Source organism: Inquilinus limosus DSM 16000 (assembly GCF_000423185.1).
Lineage (GTDB): Bacteria > Pseudomonadota > Alphaproteobacteria > DSM-16000 > Inquilinaceae > Inquilinus > Inquilinus limosus.
Genome location: NZ_AUHM01000001.1, coordinates 173,648 through 193,192, shown reverse-complemented (window position 1 = coordinate 193,192; position 19,545 = coordinate 173,648). Strand labels below are relative to the sequence as shown.

Below are 19,545 nucleotides of genomic sequence, written 5' to 3'. Positions count from 1 at the left end.
GAATATAGACCGAATTCGGACCTGCAGGAAGCCGCCTCACTCCCGCCCCAACAGCCCGTCAACGATGATGGTGGCGATGCCGCTCGGGGTGAAGGAGGCCTTCACCGCCTTGCGGTCGTAGCCCTGCTCGACCCAGTCCCAGAAGCCGATCGGCTCGCGCGCATTGGCTTCGGCATAGGCCTCGATGAAGCGGTCCAGCACGCCGGTCGGCGACTTCTTGAAGTGCAGGTAGCGCCAGTGCAGCTGTTTCAGCGCCTCGGCCGCCGGGCGATTGCCGCGGGTGATCAGGTACAGCGCCGCCATCAGCCCGGCGCGGTCCGAGCCGGACTTGCAGTGGAACAGGATCGGGTGCTCCGCCGTCTCCAGCGCCTGCCGGATCTGCCGCAGCACGCTCAGCTTCGGCGCGTCGCGCGATTTGGTGGCGATGTCGATCAGGGTGATGCCGTGACGGCGGCAGGCCTCGGCCTCGCGGCGGTAGGAGCCGCAGTCGCGCGGGCCGCGCAGGTTGACGATGGTGCGGATGCCGTCGCGGGCCATGCCGCGGATCTGGTAGGGCAGCGGCTGGCCCGAGCGCCAGACGCCCGGCGCGATCTCGACCCGGGTGTTGACGAAGGTCCGGAACACGCAATGGTCGACGATCCAGCTGTCCAGCGCGTCGGCCAGGCGGCCGCGGCCCTTTCGCGGTTGGTCGGGAACGGCTTGGGTCATGTCCATGGAGGTTGGGCGTCCGGAAAGACGAAGCCCGGCGGGAACCGCCGGGCTTCGCATGATGGTGCCGGCTCCGTCAGTTGCGGTTGCCGAGCAGCCGCAGCAGGAACAGGAACAGGTTCAGGAAGTCCAGGTACAGGCTCAGCGCGCCCCAGACCGCGGTCTTGGTCTCGACCTCGTGGCCGAGGCCGTCGGCATACTGCTCCTTCAGCCGCTGGGTGTCGTAGGCGATCAGGCCGGCGAAGACCAGGACGCCGATGACGCTGATGACGAAGGACAGTCCGCTGGAGGCCAGGAAGATGTTGACCAGGCTGGCGATGATCAGGCCGAACAGGCCCATCACCAGGAACGAGCCGAAGCCCGACAGGCTGCGCTTGGTGGTGTAGCCGTACAGGCTCAAGCCCGCGAAGGAGGCCGCGGTGATGAAGAACACCCGGACCACGCTCTCGCCGGTATAGGCCAGCAGCACCGGCGCCAGGCCGACGCCCTGCAGCGCCACGAACGCCCAGTACAGCGCCTGCAGCGTCGATGCGCTCATCGAGCGGATGCCGAAGCTCATCCAGAGGATGAGGCCGATCGGCGCCAGCAGCGCCACCCAGCCCAGCCCGGTGAGGCCGATCCCCCCGAAGGCGTTGACCGCCAGGAAGGCGCCGCCGAGCGGGGTGAACATCACCAGCGCGGCGGTGAGGCCGCTGACCAGCAGGCCGCCGGCCATGTACCAGTAGATCCGCAGCATGTACTGCCGCAGACCCTCGTCGAACGCCGCACGCTCGATGGTGCGCGCGCCGGCGCCCGGTGTTGCGTAACGGCCCTGTGGATCGAAGGCCATCTCGAAGTCCTCTAGGGTGGTGAAGAACCACGCAGCTGGAATATTGGCAGCGTAGGGCCAGGATACAACATGTCCGGCCCGCGTCGAATGGTTCCGCACCCGTCCGGCGAGGCCTCACTCGTTCCGCAGCAGCGGCGCCGCTTTCTGGCCGAGCGCCACCCAGGTGCCGAGAAAGCCGAAGCCGAGGGTGATGGCGACGCAGAGGGCGGCGGTGCCCAGCAGGGTCAGCGGCAGGAAGGTCCAGTCGATCTCCATCACGAAGGTCAGCACCGCCCAGGCGGCGACGCTGCCCAGCGCGCAGGCGATGACCGCCGTCAGCAGGCCCAGCAGGCCGTATTCGATCAGGAAGGCGCGCAGCACGTCGCCGCGGGTCGCGCCCAGCACCTTCAGCACCACCGCGTCATAGATCCGGCGGCGGTGGCCCGCCACCACCGCCCCGGCCAGCACCAGGGCGCCGGCCAGAAGCGTGACGCCGGCGGTCGACCGCACCGCCGCCCCGATCTGGGACAGAAGCGCGTTCACCGTCTCCAGCGCGTCCTTCAGGCGCACCGCGGTGACATTGGGGAAGGCCTCGGCCACGGCCTTCTGCAGCGCCAGCTCCTCGGCCGCCGGCACCTTGACCGTGGCCAGCCAGGTGTGCGGCGCCGCCGACAGCGGCCTCGGCGACATGATCAGGGTGAAGTTGATGCCCAGCGTGCTCCAGTCGATGTCGCGGATATTGGCGACCTCGGCCTCGATGTCGCGGCCCAGCACGTTCACCGTCAGCCGGTCGCCCGGCTTCAGCCCGAGGGCGTCGGCGATGTCCTTGTAGACCGAGACCTTCGGCGGGCCGTCATAGCCGGCCGGCCACCATTCGCCCTGCAGCAGCTTGTCCTTCTCCGGCATCGCCGTGGCGTAGGTGACGCCGCGGTCGCCACGCAGCCAGCCGGCCTTGCCCGAATCGACCACGGCCTTCTCGGCCGGCACGCCGTTCACCGCCACGATGCGGCCGCGCAGGCTCGGCACCTCTTTCAGATCGGCGGCGCCGGGCGTGCCGTGGATCAGGCCGTCGAACTGCTCCTTCTGCGACTTCTGCACGTCGACGAAGAAGAAGGACGGAGCCTGGTCGGGCAGGCTGTCGCGGATCTGCCGGTCCATATTGCCCTGGATCAGCGCGATCGCCGCCAGAACGGTCAGTCCCAGCCCGAGCGACAGCACGATCTGCGGCGTCGGCGCGCCCGGCCGGTGCAGGTTGGCCAGCGCCAGCCGCAGCCCCGGCCGGCGGGGGCGGGGGGCGCGGCGGGACAGCGCCATGACGCCGAGCGCGGTGCCGGTGAACAGCAGGATGGCGGCAATGGCCCCGCCGACGAAGATCGCCGCCAGCCTCGGATCCGCCGCCGTGGCGACGGCCAGCCCGGCCAGGGCCGCGGCGCAGAGGCCGGTGAGGACGACGAAAGGTGGCGCCGGGCGGATATGGCGCGGCGCCACCCGGTCACGGAACAGCGCCGCGGCCGGAATGCGGGCGGCGCGGGCCAGGGGCCACAGCGAGAAGGTCAGCGCGGTCAGCAGGCCGAAGCCGGCGGCCAGCAGCAGGGCGCCGGGATAGACCCCAATCCGGGCCTCGACCGGCAGCAGCCCCTGGATCAGGGCGGCGACGGCCGAGGGCGCCGCGATCCCGATCACCAGGCCGATGGCGATGCCGAGGCCGGCCAGCACCAGCACCTGCAGCAGATAGGTCTGGAAGATCAGCCGCCCGGGCGCGCCCAGGCATTTCAGCGTGGCGATGGTGGCCAAGCGCGCGTCCAGCCAGGCGCGCACGGCATTGCCGACCCCTGCGCCGCCGACCAGCAGGGCGGTCAGCCCGACCAGGGTCAGGTACATGGTCAGCTGGTCGATCGTCCGCCGCAGCGACGGCGCCGCGTCGCGGTCGTCGCGCACCCGCCAGTTGGCGTCGGCATGCTGCGCCTTCAGCCGCTCGGCGACACCGCGGACGTCGCTGCCGGGCGGCAGCGCCAGGCGGTAATCGTAGGACAGCATCGATCCGGGCTGGACCAGCCCGGTCGACTCCAGCGCCGCGCGGGCGATCATCAGCCGCGGCCCGATGGCGAGGCCGCCGGCGGCCTTGTCCGGCTCGCGCGCGATGGTGCCGCGCAGCTCGAACACCGCGTCGCCGACCGCGATCCGGCCGTCGGCCGGCAGGCCCAGCTTCGCCGCCACCTCGGGGTCGGCGACCGCGCCCCAGACGCCGTCGCGCTGCGCCAGCGCCGCCTGCAGCGCGCCGCCGCCCTCCAGCTCCATCCGGCCGTACAGCGGATAGGCACCGTCCACGGCCTTCAGCTCGACCAGGGTCGTGGCCTCGTCCCGCGGGTTGCGGGCCATGCCGCGGGATTCGACCACCTCCGACACCCGGCCGGCGGCCTCGAACTGCGCCCGCTCCTGCGGCGTCGCCGGCTGGTACAGCCGGTGCAGCTCGATGTCGCCGCCCAGGATCGCCTGGCCGTCCTCGGCGATGCTGCGGCGGATGCCGTCGGCGACCGACTGCACCGCGGCGATGGCGCCGACGCCCAGCGCCAGGCAGGCCAGGAAGATGCGGAAGCCCTTCAGGCCGCCGCGCAGCTCGCGCCGGGCCAGGCGGGCGGCGATCCGCCAGCTCATCGCAGCTTGGCCAGCACGGCGGCGGGGGCCAGGCCGGCATCGGTGATGCGGCCGTCGACCAGCCGGACGACGCGGTCGCAGCGCGCCGCCAGCGCCGGGTCGTGGGTGATCAGCAGCAGCGTGGCCCCGCGCCTGCGGGTCAGATCGAACATCAGCTCGATCACCTGCCGGCCGGTCTCGCCGTCCAGATTGCCGGTCGGCTCGTCGGCCAGGATCACGTCGGGATCGGTGGCGAAGGCGCGGGCCAGGGCGGTGCGCTGCTGCTCGCCGCCCGACAGCTGGCCGGGATAGTGGCTCAGGCGATGGCCGAGGCCGACGGCGCGCAGCCGCTCCGCCGCGCGGTCGAAGGCGTCGGCGAAGCCGGCGAATTCCAGCGGGATGGCGACGTTCTCCAGCGCCGTCATGGTCGGCACCAGATGGAAGTTCTGGAACACGATGCCGACATGGTCGCGCCGGAACAGCGCCAGCGCGTCCTCGCCCAGCGCCGTCAGCTCGCGCCCGGCCACCGTGACCGTGCCGCGGGTCGGCCGCTCCAGCCCGCCGATCAGCATCATCAGGCTCGACTTGCCGGAGCCGGAGGGGCCGACGATCGACACCACCTCGCCGGCGCCGATGGACAGGTCGATTCCGCGCAGGATGTTGACGGGGCCGGCCGCGCTCGCCAATTCAAGATGCACATCCGTCAGCCGGATGGTGGGCGGGGCGGCTCCGGCCCCGGAGCCGGCCTGCGGTGCAGGAGAAGTCCCGTCCATGCGCATCCCTTTCCGTCGACCCCGGACAGATGGCGCCGCGCGGCGCCTTTTCAATGCGGCGATCCTGGCCCTGTGCACCCTGGCCGTGGTGCCCGGCGCGGCGCAAGCGGGAACGATCCGCATCCTCGCCTTCGGCGACAGCCTGACGGCCGGCTACGGGCTGGACCCGGCGGACGGTTTCGTGCCGCAGCTCGAGGCGGCGCTGCGGGCCGAGGGCTACGACGTGCAGGTGCTGAACGGCGGCGTGTCGGGCGACACCACGGCGGGCGGGGTGGACCGGCTGGACTGGGCGCTGGCCGACAAGCCCGACCTCGCGATCGTCGAGCTCGGCGCCAACGACATGCTGCGCGGCGTCGACCCGGCGGTGACCCGGGCCAATCTCGACAAGATCCTGGCCCGGCTGGGGCAGGAGAAGATCCCGACTCTCCTCGCCGGCATGCGCGCCGCCCCCAATCTCGGCCCGGCCTATGCCGCGGCCTTCGACCGGATCTTCCCCGACCTGGCCAAGGCGCATGGCGTGCCCCTCTTTCCCTTCTTCCTCGACGGGGTGGCGACGATGGCGGCGCTGAACCAGCGCGACGGCATCCATCCCAACGCCGCGGGCGTGAAGGCGATCGTCGAGCGCATCACCCCGGCGGTGGTGGAGCTGATCCGGTCGAGCGGTCTGGCGCGGACGGGATAAGGCCGCATCGCGGTTCCGCCCGGCGCCGTTTCCGGCTATAGAGCGGGAAATCGTCAGACAAACCCGATCTCCCGGAGCCCCTGATGGAACAGCGTCCGCTCGGCCGCACCGGCCTTGACGTCACCGCGATCTGCCTCGGCACCATGACCTGGGGCCGGCAGAACACCGAGGCCGAGGGCCACGCCCAGATGGACTACGCGCTCGACCGCGGCGTCACCTTCTGGGACACGGCCGAGATGTACGCCGTGCCGCCGACGGCCGAGACCTATGGCCGGACCGAGGAGATCATCGGCAGCTGGTTCGCGAAGACCGGCAAGCGCAACCAGGTGGTCCTCGCCTCCAAGATCGCCGGCCCGGGTGCGCATCTGAGCTACATCCGCGACGGCAAGCCGCGGCTCGACGCCAGGAACGTCAAGGCGGCGGTCGAGGCCAGCCTGAAGCGGCTGCGCACCGACTGGATCGACCTCTACCAGCTGCACTGGCCGAACCGTTCGGTGAACAGCTTCGGCAAGCTCGGCTACGCCCATGACCCCGGCGAGGACTTCGTCGCGCCGGAGGAGACGCTGGCGGCGCTGGCCGAGGAGGTGAAGGCCGGCCGCATCCGACACGTCGGCCTGTCGAACGAGACGCCCTGGGGCCTGATGCGCTTCGTCGAGGCGTCGGACCGCCTCGGCCTGCCGCGCCCGGTGTCGATCCAGAACCCCTACAACCTCTTGAACCGCAGCTTCGAGGTGGGTCTCGCCGAATGCGCCCATCGCGAGCAGGTCGGGCTGCTCGGCTACGCGCCGCTCGCCGCCGGCACGCTGACCGGCAAGTATCTCGACGGCCAGGTGCCGCCCGGCACGCGCCGCTCGATCGACGCGCGCAAGTCGCGCTACGACACGCCGAACGCCGAGCCGGCGACCAGGCGCTACCTCGCTTTGGCGCGGGAGCACGGGCTGGACCCGGCGCAGATGGCGATCGCCTATGCCCTGTCGCGGCCGTTCATGACTTCGGTGATCATCGGCGCCACCTCGATGGAGCAGCTGCGCACCGACATCGCCGCGGCCGAGGTGAAGCTGTCGCCCGAGGTGGTGCAGGGCATCGAGGAGATCCACACGGCGTATCCCAATCCGTGCCCCTAAGGGCACAGCCGCTCTTCCCTGTCATTGCCGGGCTTGACCCGGCAATCCAGAGAGCGTCGACGGGGTCTGGATGCCCCGGGTCAAGCCCGGGCATGCCAATTCGGCGTGGCCTGTTCCATGATCCATGCAGTTCCGTATAGTTCATGCATGGATTGGGATGATCTGAAGATCGCCTTCGCCGTCGCCCGGCACGGGTCGCTCAGCGCCGCGGCGCGGGCGTTGCGCACCACCCAGCCCACGGTCAGCCGGCGGCTGGACGGGCTGGAGCGCCGGATCGGCGTCAAGCTGTTCGAGCGCTCGGCCGGCGGGCTGTCGCCGACGCCGCTCTGCGCCGCGCTGATCGACGGGCTGCAGCGGATGGAGGAGGGGGCGCTGGCGGTCGAGCGGCGGATCGCCGCGCGCGACACAGGCCTGCAGGGCCCGATCTCCGTGACCAGCCTGGACTGGCTGGGCGACTATGTGATCGCCCCGATCATGGCCCGGTTCGGGGCGTTGCACCCGCTGGTGGCGCTGGAGCTGCTGAACGAACCGCGGCTGTTCAACCTGTCCCGGCGTGAGGCCGACGTCGCCTTCCGCTTCGTCCCCTTCGAGCAGGAGGACCTGATCGAGCGCAAGGTGGCGGAGATCGGCTACGGCCTCTACGCCTCGCCCGCCTATCTCGACCGGCACGGCGGGCCGGACTTCGCCGCCGGCTGCGCCGGGCATGCGGTGGTGACGATGTACGACTTCGCCGCCAAGTCGGTGCAGGCGAGTTGGCTGCGGACGATCGCGCCCGAAGCCCGGGTGATCCTGCGCACCAGCGGCCTCACCTCGCAGATGGCGGCGGCCGAGGCCGGCGTGGCGATGGCGGTGCTGCCGCGCCTGCTGGGCGACATCCGGCCGGGGCTCCGCCGCCTCGATCCGCCGCTGCCGGCGCCGCTGCACGCGGTGCGGATGGGGGTGCATGCCGATCTCCGCGACTCGCCCCGTATCCGCGCCTTCATCGACTTCACCGTGGCCGAGCTGAAGGCCCAGGCGCGCGAGCTGAATCCCTAGCTATACGGATTCGTATAGGGATCATACGGAGCTGGCCGATGTGCGATCGGCGGCTTCCTGCCCAAATCCGATCCATCCGGCGCCACGAAGGCACCCGGACAAACTCGGAAGGGGCTTGCCATGTCGAACCCGGTCCACATCCTCGGCCTGTCGGGCAGCCTGCGGCGGGCGTCGCTGAACACGGCGCTGCTGCGCGCGGCGGGTGAATTGCTGCCGGCGGAGGCCACGCTGGAGATCCGCCCGCTGAACGACCTGCCGTTCTTCGACGAGGATGTCGAGGCGCAGGGCTTTCCGCCTTCGGTGCAGGACCTGCACGCGAGGATCGCGGCGGCCGACGCGCTGCTGCTGGCGGTGCCGGAATACAACTACTCGATCGCGCCGGCGCTGAAGAACGCCATCGACTGGGCGTCGCGCCCCTATGGCGCGTCGGTGCTGGCGGGCAAGCCGGCGGCGATCTTCGGCGCCTCGGCCGGAATGGGCACGGTGCGGGCGCAGCTGCATCTGCGCGACGTGGCGATCACCACCGGCCTGCATGTGTTGAACCAGCCGGAGATCTTCGTCGGCAACGCCGCCGCCAAATTCGACGATCAACTGCGGCTGGTCGACGAGCCGACGCGGGCGATCGTGGCCCGGATGCTGCAGCGCCTTGTCGGCTGGACCCGCGCGATCCAGAGCTGTCGTCCGTTCCTGGAGTCCGCGGCGTGACCGCACCGCTCGCACGGGCCGAGGCGGCGCCGACCAGCTGGCCCGCCGTGGCGGTGGTCGTCGCCTCCGGCGTGGTCGCGGCGCTGCAGGTCGGCAAGGGCGCCATCGCGCTGCCGGCCCTGCGCGCCGAATTCGGCCTGGGGCTCGAGGCGGCCGGCTGGATCATGTCGGTCTTCGCCCTGCTCGGCGTGGTCGGCGGCATCCCGGCCGGCGCGGCGGTGGCCCGGTTCGGCGATCGCCGGCTGCTGGCGCTCGGCCTCGCCGCCCTGGCGCTTGGCAGCGTCGTCGGATCGGCGGCGGGGAGCTTCCCGCTGCTGCTCGGCACCCGAATCCTCGAGGGGCTGGGCTTCCTCCTGGTCGTGGTCGCGGCGCCGGCGCTGCTGCAGCGCATCGTCGCGGCGCCGGACCGTGACCTCGCCTTCGGGATCTGGAGCGCCTTCATGCCGGCCGGCATGGCGATCGCGCTGCTGCTCGGCGCTTCGCTGCAGGGCTGGCGGCCGTTCTGGCTCGCCAATGCCATTCTGGCCGGCGGCTTCGTCCTGCTGCTGCTTCTCGCCGTCCGGGCGCAGGCTGCGACGGAAGACGGCCTGTCATGGCGCGCCATCGGCCGTGACGCGGCGCTGACGGCGACCTCGCGCGGGCCGCTGCTGCTGGCCTGCGCCTTCGTTCTGTACAGCCTGCTGTATTTCGCGCTCGCCAGCTTCCTGCCGGTGCTGCTGATGGACCGGATGGGCGTGACGGTCGCCGCGGCCGGCGCGCTCAGCGCCGTCGCGGTCGGCGCCAATGTCCTGGGCAACCTGGCCGCCGGCCTGTTGCTCGGGCGTGGCGCGGCGCGCTGGGCGCTGATCGCCGCGGCCGCCGGCGTCATGACCCTGACCGGCATCGCCGTCTTCGCCCTGCCCTTGCCGCCCACCGTGGTGTTCCTGCTCTGCGTCATCTTCTCCGGGGTCGGCGGGCTGCTGCCGGCCACGGTGCTCGGCGCCGCGGCGCTGGTCGCGCCGAAGCCGGGCCTGGGGCCGATGACCCTCGGCCTGACCATGCAGGGCAGCAATCTCGGCCAGGTGATCGGCCCGGTGGCGGTCGGCGGAGTGGTCGACGCCGCGGGCTGGCCGGCGGCGGCGATCCCGGTCGCCGTGGCGGGCGTGCTGGCGCTGGCCGTCGCGGCGCTGCTGCGGGCGGTGTTCCGGGCCTAGCCGAACAGCGCCCGGTTCTCCCGGAACAGGTCGGCCAGGGCGTCGGCCACCGCCCGCACCCGCGGCACCTCGGCCAGGTCGGGGCGGATCAGCAGCCAGACCTCGCGCGGCGGCGGCAAGGCGGGAAGGTCGACCGGCGCCAGCCCTGAATCCGGATCGCCCAGGAAGCGCGGCAGCAGCGCCACGCCCCAGCCGGCGCGCGCGGCCGCGGCCTGGGCCATCTGGCTGTCGCAGCGGAAGGCGATGCGACGGTCGGGATGACGCCGGGCCAGCCAGGTCGCCTCGGATTCGCCCTCCTCGTCGCCGATCAGGGGCGGCATGCCGCCGGCGGCGATGTCGGCGGCCACCGCCGGCGCCGCATAGCCGCGATAGGCGATCGTCGCCACCCGCTTCCCGACCAGTGCGCTGTCCGCCGGCCGGCCGAGGCGCAGGGCGATGTCGGCCTCGCGCCGGGCCAGGCTGGTGATCCGCGTCTCCAGCACCAGCTCCAGCTCGATGCCCGGATGGCGCCGGCGCAGCCCGTCCAGCCGGTCGATCAGGAAACCCAGCGCCAGCGACCGGGCGGTGGTCAGCCGCACTGGGCCGGCTGGCCCGTCGGCGGCGTGGTCCAGCCGGCGCAGCAGGGCCAGCGCCCCGGCCTCCATCGCCTGCGCCTCGGCCAGCACGGCGGAGCCGGCCGCGTTGGGCCGGTAGCCGTCGGGACGGCGGTCGAACAGCGGCCGGCCCAGCGCCCTCTCCAGCCCGTCCAGCCGGCGCGATACGGTGGCGTGGTTGACGCCGAGCGCCCGGGCGGTGGCGGACAGGCTGCCGTGCCGGGCCAAGGCGACGGCGTAGCGGACATCGTCCCAGTCCAGGGCTGTGCGGTTTCGATCGGGCATGGTGCAGGGATGATAGTCCATGCACAGGCCGTCCGGCAGCTAGAGTCGCGGGCATCGACATCCTGCGAGGCCGTGATGACCCTGCTGCGCGCCGCCACCGTCCAGTTCCGCCACCAGGCCGACGACAAGCCCCACAACCTCTCCCGCATCCGTCACTTCACCGCGGCCGCGGCGGCGGAAGGCGTCAAGATCCTGGCCTTCCCGGAGATGTGCATCACCGGCTACTGGCACGTCCGCAATCTCGGCCGAGACGCCATCGCCGCTCTGGCCGAGCCGGTGCCGGACGGACCGTCGGTGCAGGCGGTGCGCGAACTGGCGATGCAGCATGGTATGGCGATTGGTGCCGGGCTGATCGAGGCCGGCGGCGACGACCGCTTCTACAATTCCTACGCTGTCTGCCTGCCGGACGGGTCGGTGCATTGCCACCGCAAGCTGCATGCCTTCGAGAGCGACCATATCGCCAGCGGCAACCGCTACACCGTGTTCGATACGCCCTGGGGCGTACGGCTGGGCGTGCTGATCTGCTGGGACAACAACCTGGTGGAGAATGCCCGGGCCACGGCCCTGCTGGGTGCCGAGATCCTGCTGGCGCCGCACCAGACCGGCGGCTGCGCCTCGCGCAGCCCGCATGCGATGGGGCTGATCGACCCGGCGCTGTGGCACCGGCGGCATGCGGACCCGGCGGCGATCGAGGCGGAGTTCGCCGGGCCGAAGGGCCGCGGCTGGCTGATGCGCTGGTTGCCGGCGCGGGCGCATGACAACGGTCTGTTCCTGCTGTTCAGCAACGGCGTCGGCGAAGACGACGGCGAGGTGCGCACCGGCAACGCCATGGTGCTGGACCCCTATGGCCGCATCCTGGCCGAGACCGGCGTCGCCGACGACGCCATGGTCGTCGCCGATCTCGACCTCGACCTGCTGCCGCTCTCGACCGGCCGGCGCTGGATCCGCGGAAGGCGGCCGGAGCTGTACGGATTGCTGACCGAGCGGCAGGGCCACGAGCTCGACCCCCGCCAAGCCCGCTTCTCGCCGGATCCGGTGGTTACGCGCTGAGGCCGGCCGGGCGGAACCGGATCTCGCCGATCTGTGTTCCGCTCATATGAGCGAATCATACGTGGCGAATCTCCTCGGCGCGTTCGGGCTGGCCGTGACGGATGCGGTGGCGGGGGCGCGGACCGCCTTGGGTCTCGATGAGCGCGCCTGCGAAGCGCTGGTGCTGGTCGCCCACAATCCCGGGCGCAGCCTCGACTGGCTGCGGCAGCGGCTGGCGCTGACGCATTCCGGCGCGGTGCGGCTGGCCGACCGGCTAGAGCGGGAGGGGCTGCTGCTCCGCTCCCGCTCCGGTCGGGAAGTCGAGCTCGCCCTTACCCCGGCGGGTGACGCCGCGGTGCGACGCCTGCTCTATGCCCGGCGCCGCGCCCTCGATGGCCTGATGGCCCCGCTCGCCCCTGAGGATCGCGATCATCTCGCGCGGCTGATGGACGCGATGCTCGCCGCGCCGCGCCGCAGCCGGGCGGAGGCCGACCGCGGCTGCCGATGGTGCGACTGGCCGGCCTGCGGTCACGACTGCCCCATCGACCGCACCGCGCCGCCGGAGTGACGCCATGGCGATCTCCGGCGTGACCCGGCTGACGGCGGTGCTGCTGCTGGCGACGACGGCGGACCAGTTCATGCTGATCGCGCTGCTGTGGTTCGTGCTGGAGGAATCGGGCGCGCCGGCGATGGCCGCGATGGTGGTGCTGGTGCATCAGATCCCGGCGGTCGTGGCCGGGCCGCTGGCCGGCTGGCTGCTCGACCGGTTCGGTGCCTCTCGGCTGATGCTGATGGATAATCTCGCCCGCGCCCTGTGCCTGTCGGCGGTGCCGTTGCTGCAGCTGGCAGGCGGTCTGGACCTGACCGTCATCTTCCTCGCCGTCGCCGCGGCGGGGGCGCTGTCGCCCTTCACCTATGCCGGATCGCGGGCGCTGCTGCCGACTCTGGCGGGTGGCCGCGGCCTGGCCGGCGCCAACGGCCTGCTGTCGGTCGGAGACCAGCTGCCCTACATCTTCGGGCCGGCGCTGGGCGGCGTGTTGGCCGCGGCGATGGGTGGGGCGATTGCGGTGGCTGTACCGGTCGCGCTTCTGCTCGCCGCCGGGCTGCTCGCGGCCGGGCTGCCGGCAACGGAGACTGTGGAGGCGGTGGAGCCGGACGACGCCGGCGGCTGGCTGGGGTTCCGTCCGTTGCTGACCGACCCGGCGCTGCGGGCGCTGCTGTTTCTCGGCATCGTCTACTACGTCGCCTACGGTCCGCTGGAGCCGGCGCTGGCCGCCTTCGCGCGCGACCGGCTGCACACCGGCGCCGCCGGTTTCGGCGCGCTGTGGACCGCCTTCGGCGTCGGCGCCCTGGCCGGGCTGCTGCTGGTGAAGCCGTTGTCCCGCCGCGGGCCCGGGCTGATGAACGCGCTCACCGTCGTCGCCTTCGGCCTCGTCATCGCGCCGCTGATGCTGGTCGACAGCCTGCCGGCGGCGATCGCGATCATGCTGCTCGGCGGCATCGCCTGGGGGCCCTACATGGCGCTCGAGGCCTCGGTGATCCAGCGGCGGGTGCCGGCGCGCCGCCTGGCCGGCGCCTTCGCCGCCCGGCGCACCATCCTGCTGACGGTCTCGCCGCTCGGGGTCGGGGCCGGCGGGGCGATGCTGACCGTGCTGCCGCCGGCGGCGGTGATCGGGCTCAGCGCCGCCGCCTGCATCCTTGCCGGGCTCGGCTGCCTCTTCATCCGCGACCTGCGGGCAGTGCAGGATCCGGACGCCGCGGTGCCGTCCCCTGCCGCCGCGACACGGCCGGATTGATCCCGTAGCGGTTGCGGAAGGCGCGCGCGAGGGCGGAGCCGGAGGCGAAGCCGCAATCGGCGGCAATATCATTGACCGGACGGTCAGTGTTTTCCAGCAGGCGCCGGGCCAGGGCCAGGCGCAGCTCGGCGTAATACGCCTTGGGGCCGGTGCCGAGCGTCGCCCGGAAGCGCTGCAGCAGAGCGCGCGGGCCGATGCCGAGCTCGGCGGCGATCGCCTCGACCGGCAGCGGCGCCTCGATATTCGCCTCCATCAGCCGGATCGCCCGCACCAGCAGCGGGTCCTGCCAGGCCAGGCGGCCGGCGGCGACCATGTGCTGCGGATCATGGCCCGGATGGGCGCCCTCGTAGAGGAAGGTGCTGGAGACGGCGAGGGCCAGGCTCAGCCCGTGCTCCCGCCGCAGCAGCTCCAGCACCAGGTCCAGCGTCGGCAGCGCCCCGCCGGCGGTGATGCGGCGGCGGTCGACGACGAAGCGGTCCGGCACGGCGGTCACCGCCGGGAAGCGCTCGGCAAAGTCGCGCAGATCCTCCCAATGCGTGGTGGCGCGGTGGCCGTCCAGCACCCCGGCCAGGGCCAGGACATAGGGCGCCGATTCCAGCCCGGCGATCACCGCGCCGCGCCGGGCCGCCGCCCGCAGGAAACGGCGCACCCCGGGCGTGGCCCGCACCTCGGCCTCGTAGCTGGCGACGACGAACAGCGCGTCGGCGCCGCCGGCCGCCATCGCCGCGTCGGCGTCGAGCCGCAGCCCGCTGCTGCTGGTAACCGGGCCGCCGGTCTCGCTCAGCACCGACCACTCGAACAGCCGCCGCCCCGCCATCCGGTTGGCGGCGCGCAGCGGCTCGACAAGCGCCGCCAGGGTCAGGTTGGAGAAGGCGTCCAGCACCAGGATGTCGATCCGCCGGGGTTCGGCCATGGTCCGATTCCGTATCGACTGGATCCGAAACGGTATCGCCCGTCCGCCCGGCGCCGCAATAGCCTTCGGGAAAGCCAGGGAGGCGGCGATGGATTTCGGGCTCAGCCACGAGCAGCAGCTGGTCGTCGACACGGTGCGCGGCTTCGTCGAGCACGAGCTGCAGCCGCTGGAGCGCGAGGTGGAGCGCACCGGCCGGGTGCCGCGGGAGCTCGGCCGCGAGATCCAGCGCAAGGTGCGCGACCTCGGCTTCTATGCCCCCAACATCCCGGAGGAGTATGGCGGCGGCGGCCTCGACCACCTGACCTTCACCCTGCTGGAGCGCGAGCTCGGCCGCGCCTCCATGGCGCTGACGGTGTTCTGGGGCCGGCCCTCCAACATTCTCTGCGCCGGGACGGCGGAGCAGCGCGAGCGGTACCTGCTGCCTTGTGTCCGCGGCGAAGCGATCGACGCCCTGGCGATGACCGAGCCCGATGCCGGCTCCGACCTCAGGGGCATGAGCTGCAGCGCCCGGCGCGCCGGCGGCGACTGGGTGATCAACGGCACCAAGCACTTCATCAGCCACGCCGATGTGGCCGATTTCGTCATCCTGTTCGCGGCGACGGGCGAGGACGAGGCCGGGCGCAGGCGCATCTCCTGCTTCCTGGTCGATCGCGGCACCCCAGGCTTCGAGATCCGGCCCGGCTACAACTCGGTCTCGCACCGCGGCTACCACAACGCGACGCTGACCTTCGACGACTGCCGGCTGCCGGCCGCACAGATGCTGGGGGAGGAGGGGCGGGGCTTCGAGCTGGCCAACACCTGGCTGCACGCCACCCGTCTGACCGTGGCGGCGATGTGCGTCGGCCGCGCCCGCCGTGCCTTCGACCTGGCCCTCGCCTATGCCGCGCAGAGGAAGCAGTTCGGCCAGCCGATCGGCCGGTTCCAGGGCACCGGCTTCAAGCTGGCCGACATGATCACCGAGATCGACGCGGCCGACTGGCTGACGCTGGCCGCCGCCTGGCAGCTCGACCAGGGGCAGGACGCCAACCGCGCGATCAGCCAGGCGAAACTCTATGCCTCGGAGATGCTGGGCCGGGTCACCGATTCGGCGCTGCAGATCCATGGCGGCATGGGATTGATGGACGACCTCCCGATCGAGCGCTTCTGGCGCGACGCGCGGGTCGAGCGGATCTGGGACGGCACCAGCGAGATCCAGCGCCACATCATCGCCCGCGACCTGCTGCGGCCGCTGGGGGCGTGAGGGTATGGCGTTGATCCGCACTGTCACGGCAGGAGCCTTTAAGGGCTCCAAACCAACCGAGTCCCCCCTCCTCTCGCGGGAGGGGGGTAGGGGGAGGGGGTTTTGGCCGCCAGCTCAAACCGCGTTAATCGGCCTCCGTCAGGTTCCGGCGCAGGAACTGGACGTGGCGGTCGGCCATCAGGTCGGGCCTCTTCTTGCTGAGGGAACCCCCTCCCCCTATCCCCCTCCCGCGAGGGGAGGGGGGACTCAATTTTGCGATGGTGGAACGGGTAGGCCTCACAGCCTTGCGGTCTGGGAGGCGCGGGCATGACCCAACCTCGACGCTTCGACCTCTCGCGCCTTCTCCGCCCCCGTTCGATCGCGGTGATTGGCCGGCGCATGGTGGAGGTGATCCGGCAGTGCCGGCGCATGGGCTTCGCCGGCGAGATCTGGCCGGTGCATCCGCAGCACGACACGGTCGAGGGCCTGCCCGCCTTCCGCAGTGTCGCCGAGCTGCCGGCCGCGCCGGACGCCGTCTTCCTCGGCATCAACCGGCACGCCGCGATCGAGGTCACGACCGCCCTGGCCGAGCGCCGGGCCGGCGGGGCAGTCTGCTACGCCTCCGGCTTCGCCGAGACCGGGGCGGAGGGCGCCGATCTCCAGGCCCGGCTGGTCGAGGCGGCCGGGGCCATGCCGGTGCTCGGCCCCAACTGCTACGGCGTGATCAACTATCTCGACGGCGTCCTGCTGTGGCCCGACCAGCATGGCGGGCAGCGGGTGGAGCGCGGCGTGGCGCTGGTCACCCAGTCCAGCAACATCGCCATCAACCTGACCATGCAGCGGCGCGGCCTGCCGATCGCCTATGTCGCGACTCTGGGCAACCAGGCGGCGGCCGGGCCGGCGGAGGTGATCGAGGCCTTCCTCGACGATCCGCGCGTCACCGCCATCGGCCTGCATATCGAGGGCCTGGGCGACCCGGCCGGCCTGGCCCGGGCCGCGGCGCGGGCGCGGCGGCAGGGCGTACCCATCCTGGCGCTGAAGACCGGCCGGTCGGCGGAAGGGGCGCGGCTGACCCTCAGCCACACCGCCTCCCTGGCCGGGGCCGATGCCGTGACCGACGCCTTCCTGCGCCGCATCGGCGTGGTCCGCGTCGCCTCGCTGCCGGCGCTGCTGGAGGCGCTGAAGCTGCTGCATGTCGCCGGCCCGCTGCCCGGCCGCGACATCGCCTCGATGAGCTGCTCGGGCGGGGAGGCGGCGCTGATCGCCGATGCCGCGCTCGGCACCGGGCTGCGCTTCCGGCCGCTGGACCGGGAGCAGGCGGCGCGGGTGGCGGCGACGGTGCCGGAGCTCGTCACCGTCTCCAACCCCTTCGACTATCACACCTTCATCTGGGCGGACGCCCCGGCCATGACCGAGACCTTCTCGGCAATGATGGCGGCGGGGTTCGATCTCATGCTGCTGGTGCTCGACCTGCCGCGCGGCGACCGCTGTAGCGACGCCGAATGGGTGCCGTCGCTGGAGGCGCTGGTGGCGGCATCGCAGCGCACCGGCCGCAAGGCAGCGGTGATCGCCTCCCTGCCCGAGGGGCTGCCGGAGGACCGGGCCGAGGCGCTGATCGCTACCGGTGTCGCGCCGCTGCTCGGCATTGAGGACGCGCTGGCCGCGGTCGCCGCGGCGGCGGAGGCGGGCGACATCCTGGGCGAGGCCGACGCACCGCTGCCGGCGGAGCCAGTGCCGCTGGCGCCGGGCCCGGTCCGCACCCTGTCGGAATGGGAGGGCAAGCGCCGCCTCGCCGCGCAGGGCGTGCTGGTGCCGGAGGGGCGGCTGGTCCGGTCGCCGGAAGACGCGGTGGCGGCGGCTGAGGCGATCGGCCTCCCGGTCGTGCTCAAGGCCACCGGCGCCGGTCTCGCGCACAAGACCGAACTCGGCGCCGTGCGCCTGAACCTGGCCGATGCCGCGGCGGCGCGCGAGGCCGCCGGGGCGCTGGCCGGGTTCGGCGAGGCGCTGCTGGTCGAGCGCATGGTCGGCGACACGGTGGCTGAGCTGATCGTCGGCATCGGCCGCGACCCGCTGCTGGGGCTGCATCTCGTGCTCGGCTCCGGCGGCACCCTGGTCGAGCTGGTCGGCGACCGGCGGATCCTGATGCTGCCGACCGGACGGGCGGAGGTCGCGGCGGCGATCCGCTCGCTCAAGGTCGCCCGGCTGCTCGACGGCCATCGCGGCCGGCCACCGGGCGATCTCGACGCCGCGGTCGAGGCTGTGCTGGCGGTCCAGGATTTCGCCCTGGCCTGTGCCGACCGTCTCGTCGAGCTCGATGTCAACCCGCTGATGGTGACGCCGCGCGGCGCCGTGGCCGCCGATGTCCTGCTGCGACTGGTGGAGGAAGCCGATGACCGATGATGCCCTGCGCGTGACGCGCGACGGCGCCGTGCTCGAGGTGGTGCTGGACCGGCCGAAGGCGAATGCGATCGACGCCGCCACCAGCCGCCGCATGGGCGAGGTCTTCGCCGGCTTTCGCGACGATCCGGCCCTGCGCGTCGCCATCGTCACCGGCGGCGGCGACCGGTTCTTCTCCGCCGGCTGGGACCTGAAGGCGGTGGCGGCGGGCGGCATCCGGCCGGACGAGGATTACGGCATCGGCGGCTTCGGCGGGCTGCAGGAGCTGCCGGGCCTGAACAAGCCGGTAATCGCGGCGGTCAACGGCATGGCGGTCGGCGGCGGATTCGAGCTGGCGCTGTCCGCCGACCTGATCCTGGCCGCCGATCACGCCCAGTTCTCGCTGCCCGAGATCAACGCCGGCACCCTGGCCGATGCCGCGACGATCAAGCTGCCGCGCCGCATCCCCTATCACGTGGCGATGGAGCTGCTCTACACCGGCCGCTGGATGGAGGCGGAAGAGGCGGTGCGCTGGGGCTTGGTCAACCAGGTGGTGCCGGCGGCGCAGCTGATGGACCGTGCCCGCGCCCTGGCCCGGCGCCTGGCCGACGGCCCGCCTCTGGTCTTCGCCGCGATCAAAGAGGTGGCGCGGGAGAGCGAGGCGATGCCGGTGCAGACGGCGCTGGCCCGGGTGATGCGCCGCGGCTTCCCCACCGTGGCGACGCTCTACGACAGCGAGGACCAGCTGGAAGGCGCCCGCGCCTTCGCCGAGAAGCGCAAGCCGGTGTGGAAGGGGCGGTAACGCACCCTTCCCTTGGTCGTCATCCCCGCGAAAGCGGGGATCTCGTCGGAGTCGGAGAGAGATCCCGTGTCTGCGCCGCGGCACTTCGCGCCGCAGCGCGCACGGGATGACGATGGATGTGAGGATGGGGCGTCACCCAAACAAATGCGGCGACAGCTCGCGGTCGGCGGCCGCCACTTCGGCCAGGACCTTGGCGAAGGCCGGGCGGGTGGAGAGACGCTCATTCCAGGCGGCCAGGGCCGGGAAACCGTCCAGCCGCGGACCGTGCAGCCGCTGGGCGAACAGCACGGTCATGAACATCGCGATGTCGGCGACGGTGAGCGCGTCGAAGAAGAATTCGCGGCCGGCGAGGCGGTCATCCAGCCGGCGCCAATGGCCGCGCAGCGCCTCCTCGGCCTGGCGGGCGTCGGCCTCCTCATCGCGCCGGGTCGGGGCGGGCGGCTCGCTGCGATGCATCAGCGGCCGGACGTCCGGCATCACGATCTCGTCGGCCTCCAGCTCGGCCAGGCGGCAGCGGGCACGGCCGGCGGTGTCTCGCGGATACAGCGGCGGGGCCGGATAGGCGTCCTCGAGATATTCGAGGATCACGGTCGAATCGAACAGGGTGAGGTCGCCGTCGACCAGCACCGGCACCTGGCCCTTGGGGTTGGCGGCCAGCACCGCCGGATGCTTCGGGCGGTAGCCTTCGGTCTGGGTGAAGGGCACCATCACCCGCTCATGGGCCAGGCCCTTCTCGGCCAGGGCGATCTCGACCTTGCGCGAGAACAGGCTCAGCGGCCCGGAATAGAGCGTCAATGCCATCGCGCCGCCTCCCGATTCGATCGGAGAACGTTACGCGAACACCTGCATGGCCGGCAACCGGACAAACGA

General features: G+C 72.2%; 18 protein-coding genes. 11 read left to right on the top strand and 7 right to left on the bottom strand.

Translation table 11 applies throughout. The features are described 5' to 3' along the window. Window positions 1–36: 36 nt before the first annotated feature. From G537_RS0100985 to G537_RS35795, 4 genes are all read right to left on the bottom strand, one after another. Window positions 37–714 (bottom strand): protein tyrosine phosphatase family protein, encoded by a 678-nt coding sequence (locus G537_RS0100985; RefSeq protein WP_051247619.1) that lies wholly within the window; start codon window positions 712–714, stop codon window positions 37–39. Window positions 715–784: 70 nt separating this feature from the next. Continuing rightward, a complete protein-coding gene (locus tag G537_RS0100980; RefSeq protein ID WP_026868525.1) occupies window positions 785–1,537 on the bottom strand; it encodes a Bax inhibitor-1/YccA family protein in 753 nt (250 codons plus the stop codon). A gap of 114 nt (window positions 1,538–1,651) precedes the next feature. Continuing rightward, window positions 1,652–4,171: an ABC transporter permease gene (locus tag G537_RS0100975; protein ID WP_026868524.1), complete on the bottom strand. Its 2,520-nt coding sequence runs from the start codon at window positions 4,169–4,171 to the stop codon at window positions 1,652–1,654. Then, on the bottom strand, window positions 4,168–4,836 hold the full coding sequence (locus G537_RS35795; protein WP_342665185.1) for an ABC transporter ATP-binding protein: 669 nt from the start codon (window positions 4,834–4,836) through the stop codon (window positions 4,168–4,170). The genes G537_RS0100975 and G537_RS35795 overlap by 4 nt, the downstream gene beginning before the upstream one ends. Before the next feature lie 85 nt (window positions 4,837–4,921). Here G537_RS35795 and G537_RS35790 point away from each other — a divergent pair, with 85 nt between their 5' ends. The 5 genes from G537_RS35790 to G537_RS0100945 all read left to right on the top strand — a co-directional run bounded on the left by G537_RS35790 (window position 4,922) and on the right by G537_RS0100945 (window position 9,662). Further along, on the top strand, window positions 4,922–5,605 hold the full coding sequence (locus G537_RS35790; protein WP_051247615.1) for an arylesterase: 684 nt from the start codon (window positions 4,922–4,924) through the stop codon (window positions 5,603–5,605). A gap of 83 nt (window positions 5,606–5,688) precedes the next feature. Then, entirely contained in the window at window positions 5,689–6,729 is a 1,041-nt protein-coding gene (locus tag G537_RS0100960) for an aldo/keto reductase (RefSeq protein WP_026868523.1), read from the top strand. Window positions 6,730–6,876: 147 nt separating this feature from the next. After that, window positions 6,877–7,764 carry a LysR family transcriptional regulator gene (locus G537_RS0100955; protein WP_026868522.1) on the top strand — a complete coding sequence of 296 codons (888 nt, stop codon included), beginning with the start codon at window positions 6,877–6,879 and terminating at the stop codon, window positions 7,762–7,764. Between the two features lie 120 nt (window positions 7,765–7,884). Next, window positions 7,885–8,469: an NADPH-dependent FMN reductase gene (locus G537_RS0100950; protein WP_026868521.1), complete on the top strand. Its 585-nt coding sequence runs from the start codon at window positions 7,885–7,887 to the stop codon at window positions 8,467–8,469. After that, window positions 8,466–9,662 carry an MFS transporter gene (locus G537_RS0100945; RefSeq protein WP_026868520.1) on the top strand — a complete coding sequence of 399 codons (1,197 nt, stop codon included), beginning with the start codon at window positions 8,466–8,468 and terminating at the stop codon, window positions 9,660–9,662. The genes G537_RS0100950 and G537_RS0100945 overlap by 4 nt, the downstream gene beginning before the upstream one ends. On the opposite strand, the gene G537_RS0100940 is transcribed toward G537_RS0100945, so the two are convergent. Further along, window positions 9,659–10,561, bottom strand: a complete 903-nt coding sequence (locus G537_RS0100940) for a LysR family transcriptional regulator (RefSeq protein WP_245578840.1) — start codon at window positions 10,559–10,561, stop codon at window positions 9,659–9,661. The genes G537_RS0100945 and G537_RS0100940 overlap by 4 nt on opposite strands. Window positions 10,562–10,615: 54 nt before the next feature. Here G537_RS0100940 and G537_RS0100935 point away from each other — a divergent pair, with 54 nt between their 5' ends. The 3 genes from G537_RS0100935 to G537_RS0100925 all read left to right on the top strand — a co-directional run bounded on the left by G537_RS0100935 (window position 10,616) and on the right by G537_RS0100925 (window position 13,365). After that, window positions 10,616–11,590 (top strand): nitrilase family protein, encoded by a 975-nt coding sequence (locus tag G537_RS0100935; RefSeq protein WP_034850326.1) that lies wholly within the window; start codon window positions 10,616–10,618, stop codon window positions 11,588–11,590. Between the two features lie 61 nt (window positions 11,591–11,651). Continuing rightward, window positions 11,652–12,137 (top strand): MarR family winged helix-turn-helix transcriptional regulator, encoded by a 486-nt coding sequence (locus G537_RS0100930; RefSeq protein ID WP_155888445.1) that lies wholly within the window; start codon window positions 11,652–11,654, stop codon window positions 12,135–12,137. 4 nt (window positions 12,138–12,141) lie between these two features. Further along, window positions 12,142–13,365 (top strand): MFS transporter, encoded by a 1,224-nt coding sequence (locus G537_RS0100925; protein ID WP_026868516.1) that lies wholly within the window; start codon window positions 12,142–12,144, stop codon window positions 13,363–13,365. Here G537_RS0100925 and G537_RS35785 read toward each other — a convergent pair. After that, the gene (locus G537_RS35785) at window positions 13,289–14,278 is read right to left on the bottom strand and encodes a GlxA family transcriptional regulator (RefSeq protein ID WP_051247612.1); all 990 of its coding nucleotides are present in this window, start codon (window positions 14,276–14,278) and stop codon (window positions 13,289–13,291) included. The genes G537_RS0100925 and G537_RS35785 overlap by 77 nt on opposite strands. Before the next feature lie 88 nt (window positions 14,279–14,366). On the opposite strand from G537_RS35785, the gene G537_RS0100915 reads away from it, so the two are divergent. The 3 genes from G537_RS0100915 to G537_RS0100905 all read left to right on the top strand — a co-directional run bounded on the left by G537_RS0100915 (window position 14,367) and on the right by G537_RS0100905 (window position 18,675). Next, a complete protein-coding gene (locus G537_RS0100915; RefSeq protein ID WP_026868515.1) occupies window positions 14,367–15,518 on the top strand; it encodes an acyl-CoA dehydrogenase family protein in 1,152 nt (383 codons plus the stop codon). A 306-nt stretch (window positions 15,519–15,824) separates the two neighbouring features. Next, window positions 15,825–17,897 carry an acetate--CoA ligase family protein gene (locus tag G537_RS0100910; protein WP_026868514.1) on the top strand — a complete coding sequence of 691 codons (2,073 nt, stop codon included), beginning with the start codon at window positions 15,825–15,827 and terminating at the stop codon, window positions 17,895–17,897. After that, window positions 17,887–18,675: a carnitinyl-CoA dehydratase gene (locus G537_RS0100905; RefSeq protein ID WP_026868513.1), complete on the top strand. Its 789-nt coding sequence runs from the start codon at window positions 17,887–17,889 to the stop codon at window positions 18,673–18,675. Before G537_RS0100910 ends, G537_RS0100905 begins: the two co-directional genes overlap by 11 nt. 132 nt (window positions 18,676–18,807) lie before the next feature. Here G537_RS0100905 and G537_RS35780 read toward each other — a convergent pair whose 3' ends face one another. Continuing rightward, a complete protein-coding gene (locus G537_RS35780; RefSeq protein ID WP_034850325.1) occupies window positions 18,808–19,476 on the bottom strand; it encodes a glutathione S-transferase family protein in 669 nt (222 codons plus the stop codon). Between the last annotated feature and the right edge of the window lie 69 nt (window positions 19,477–19,545).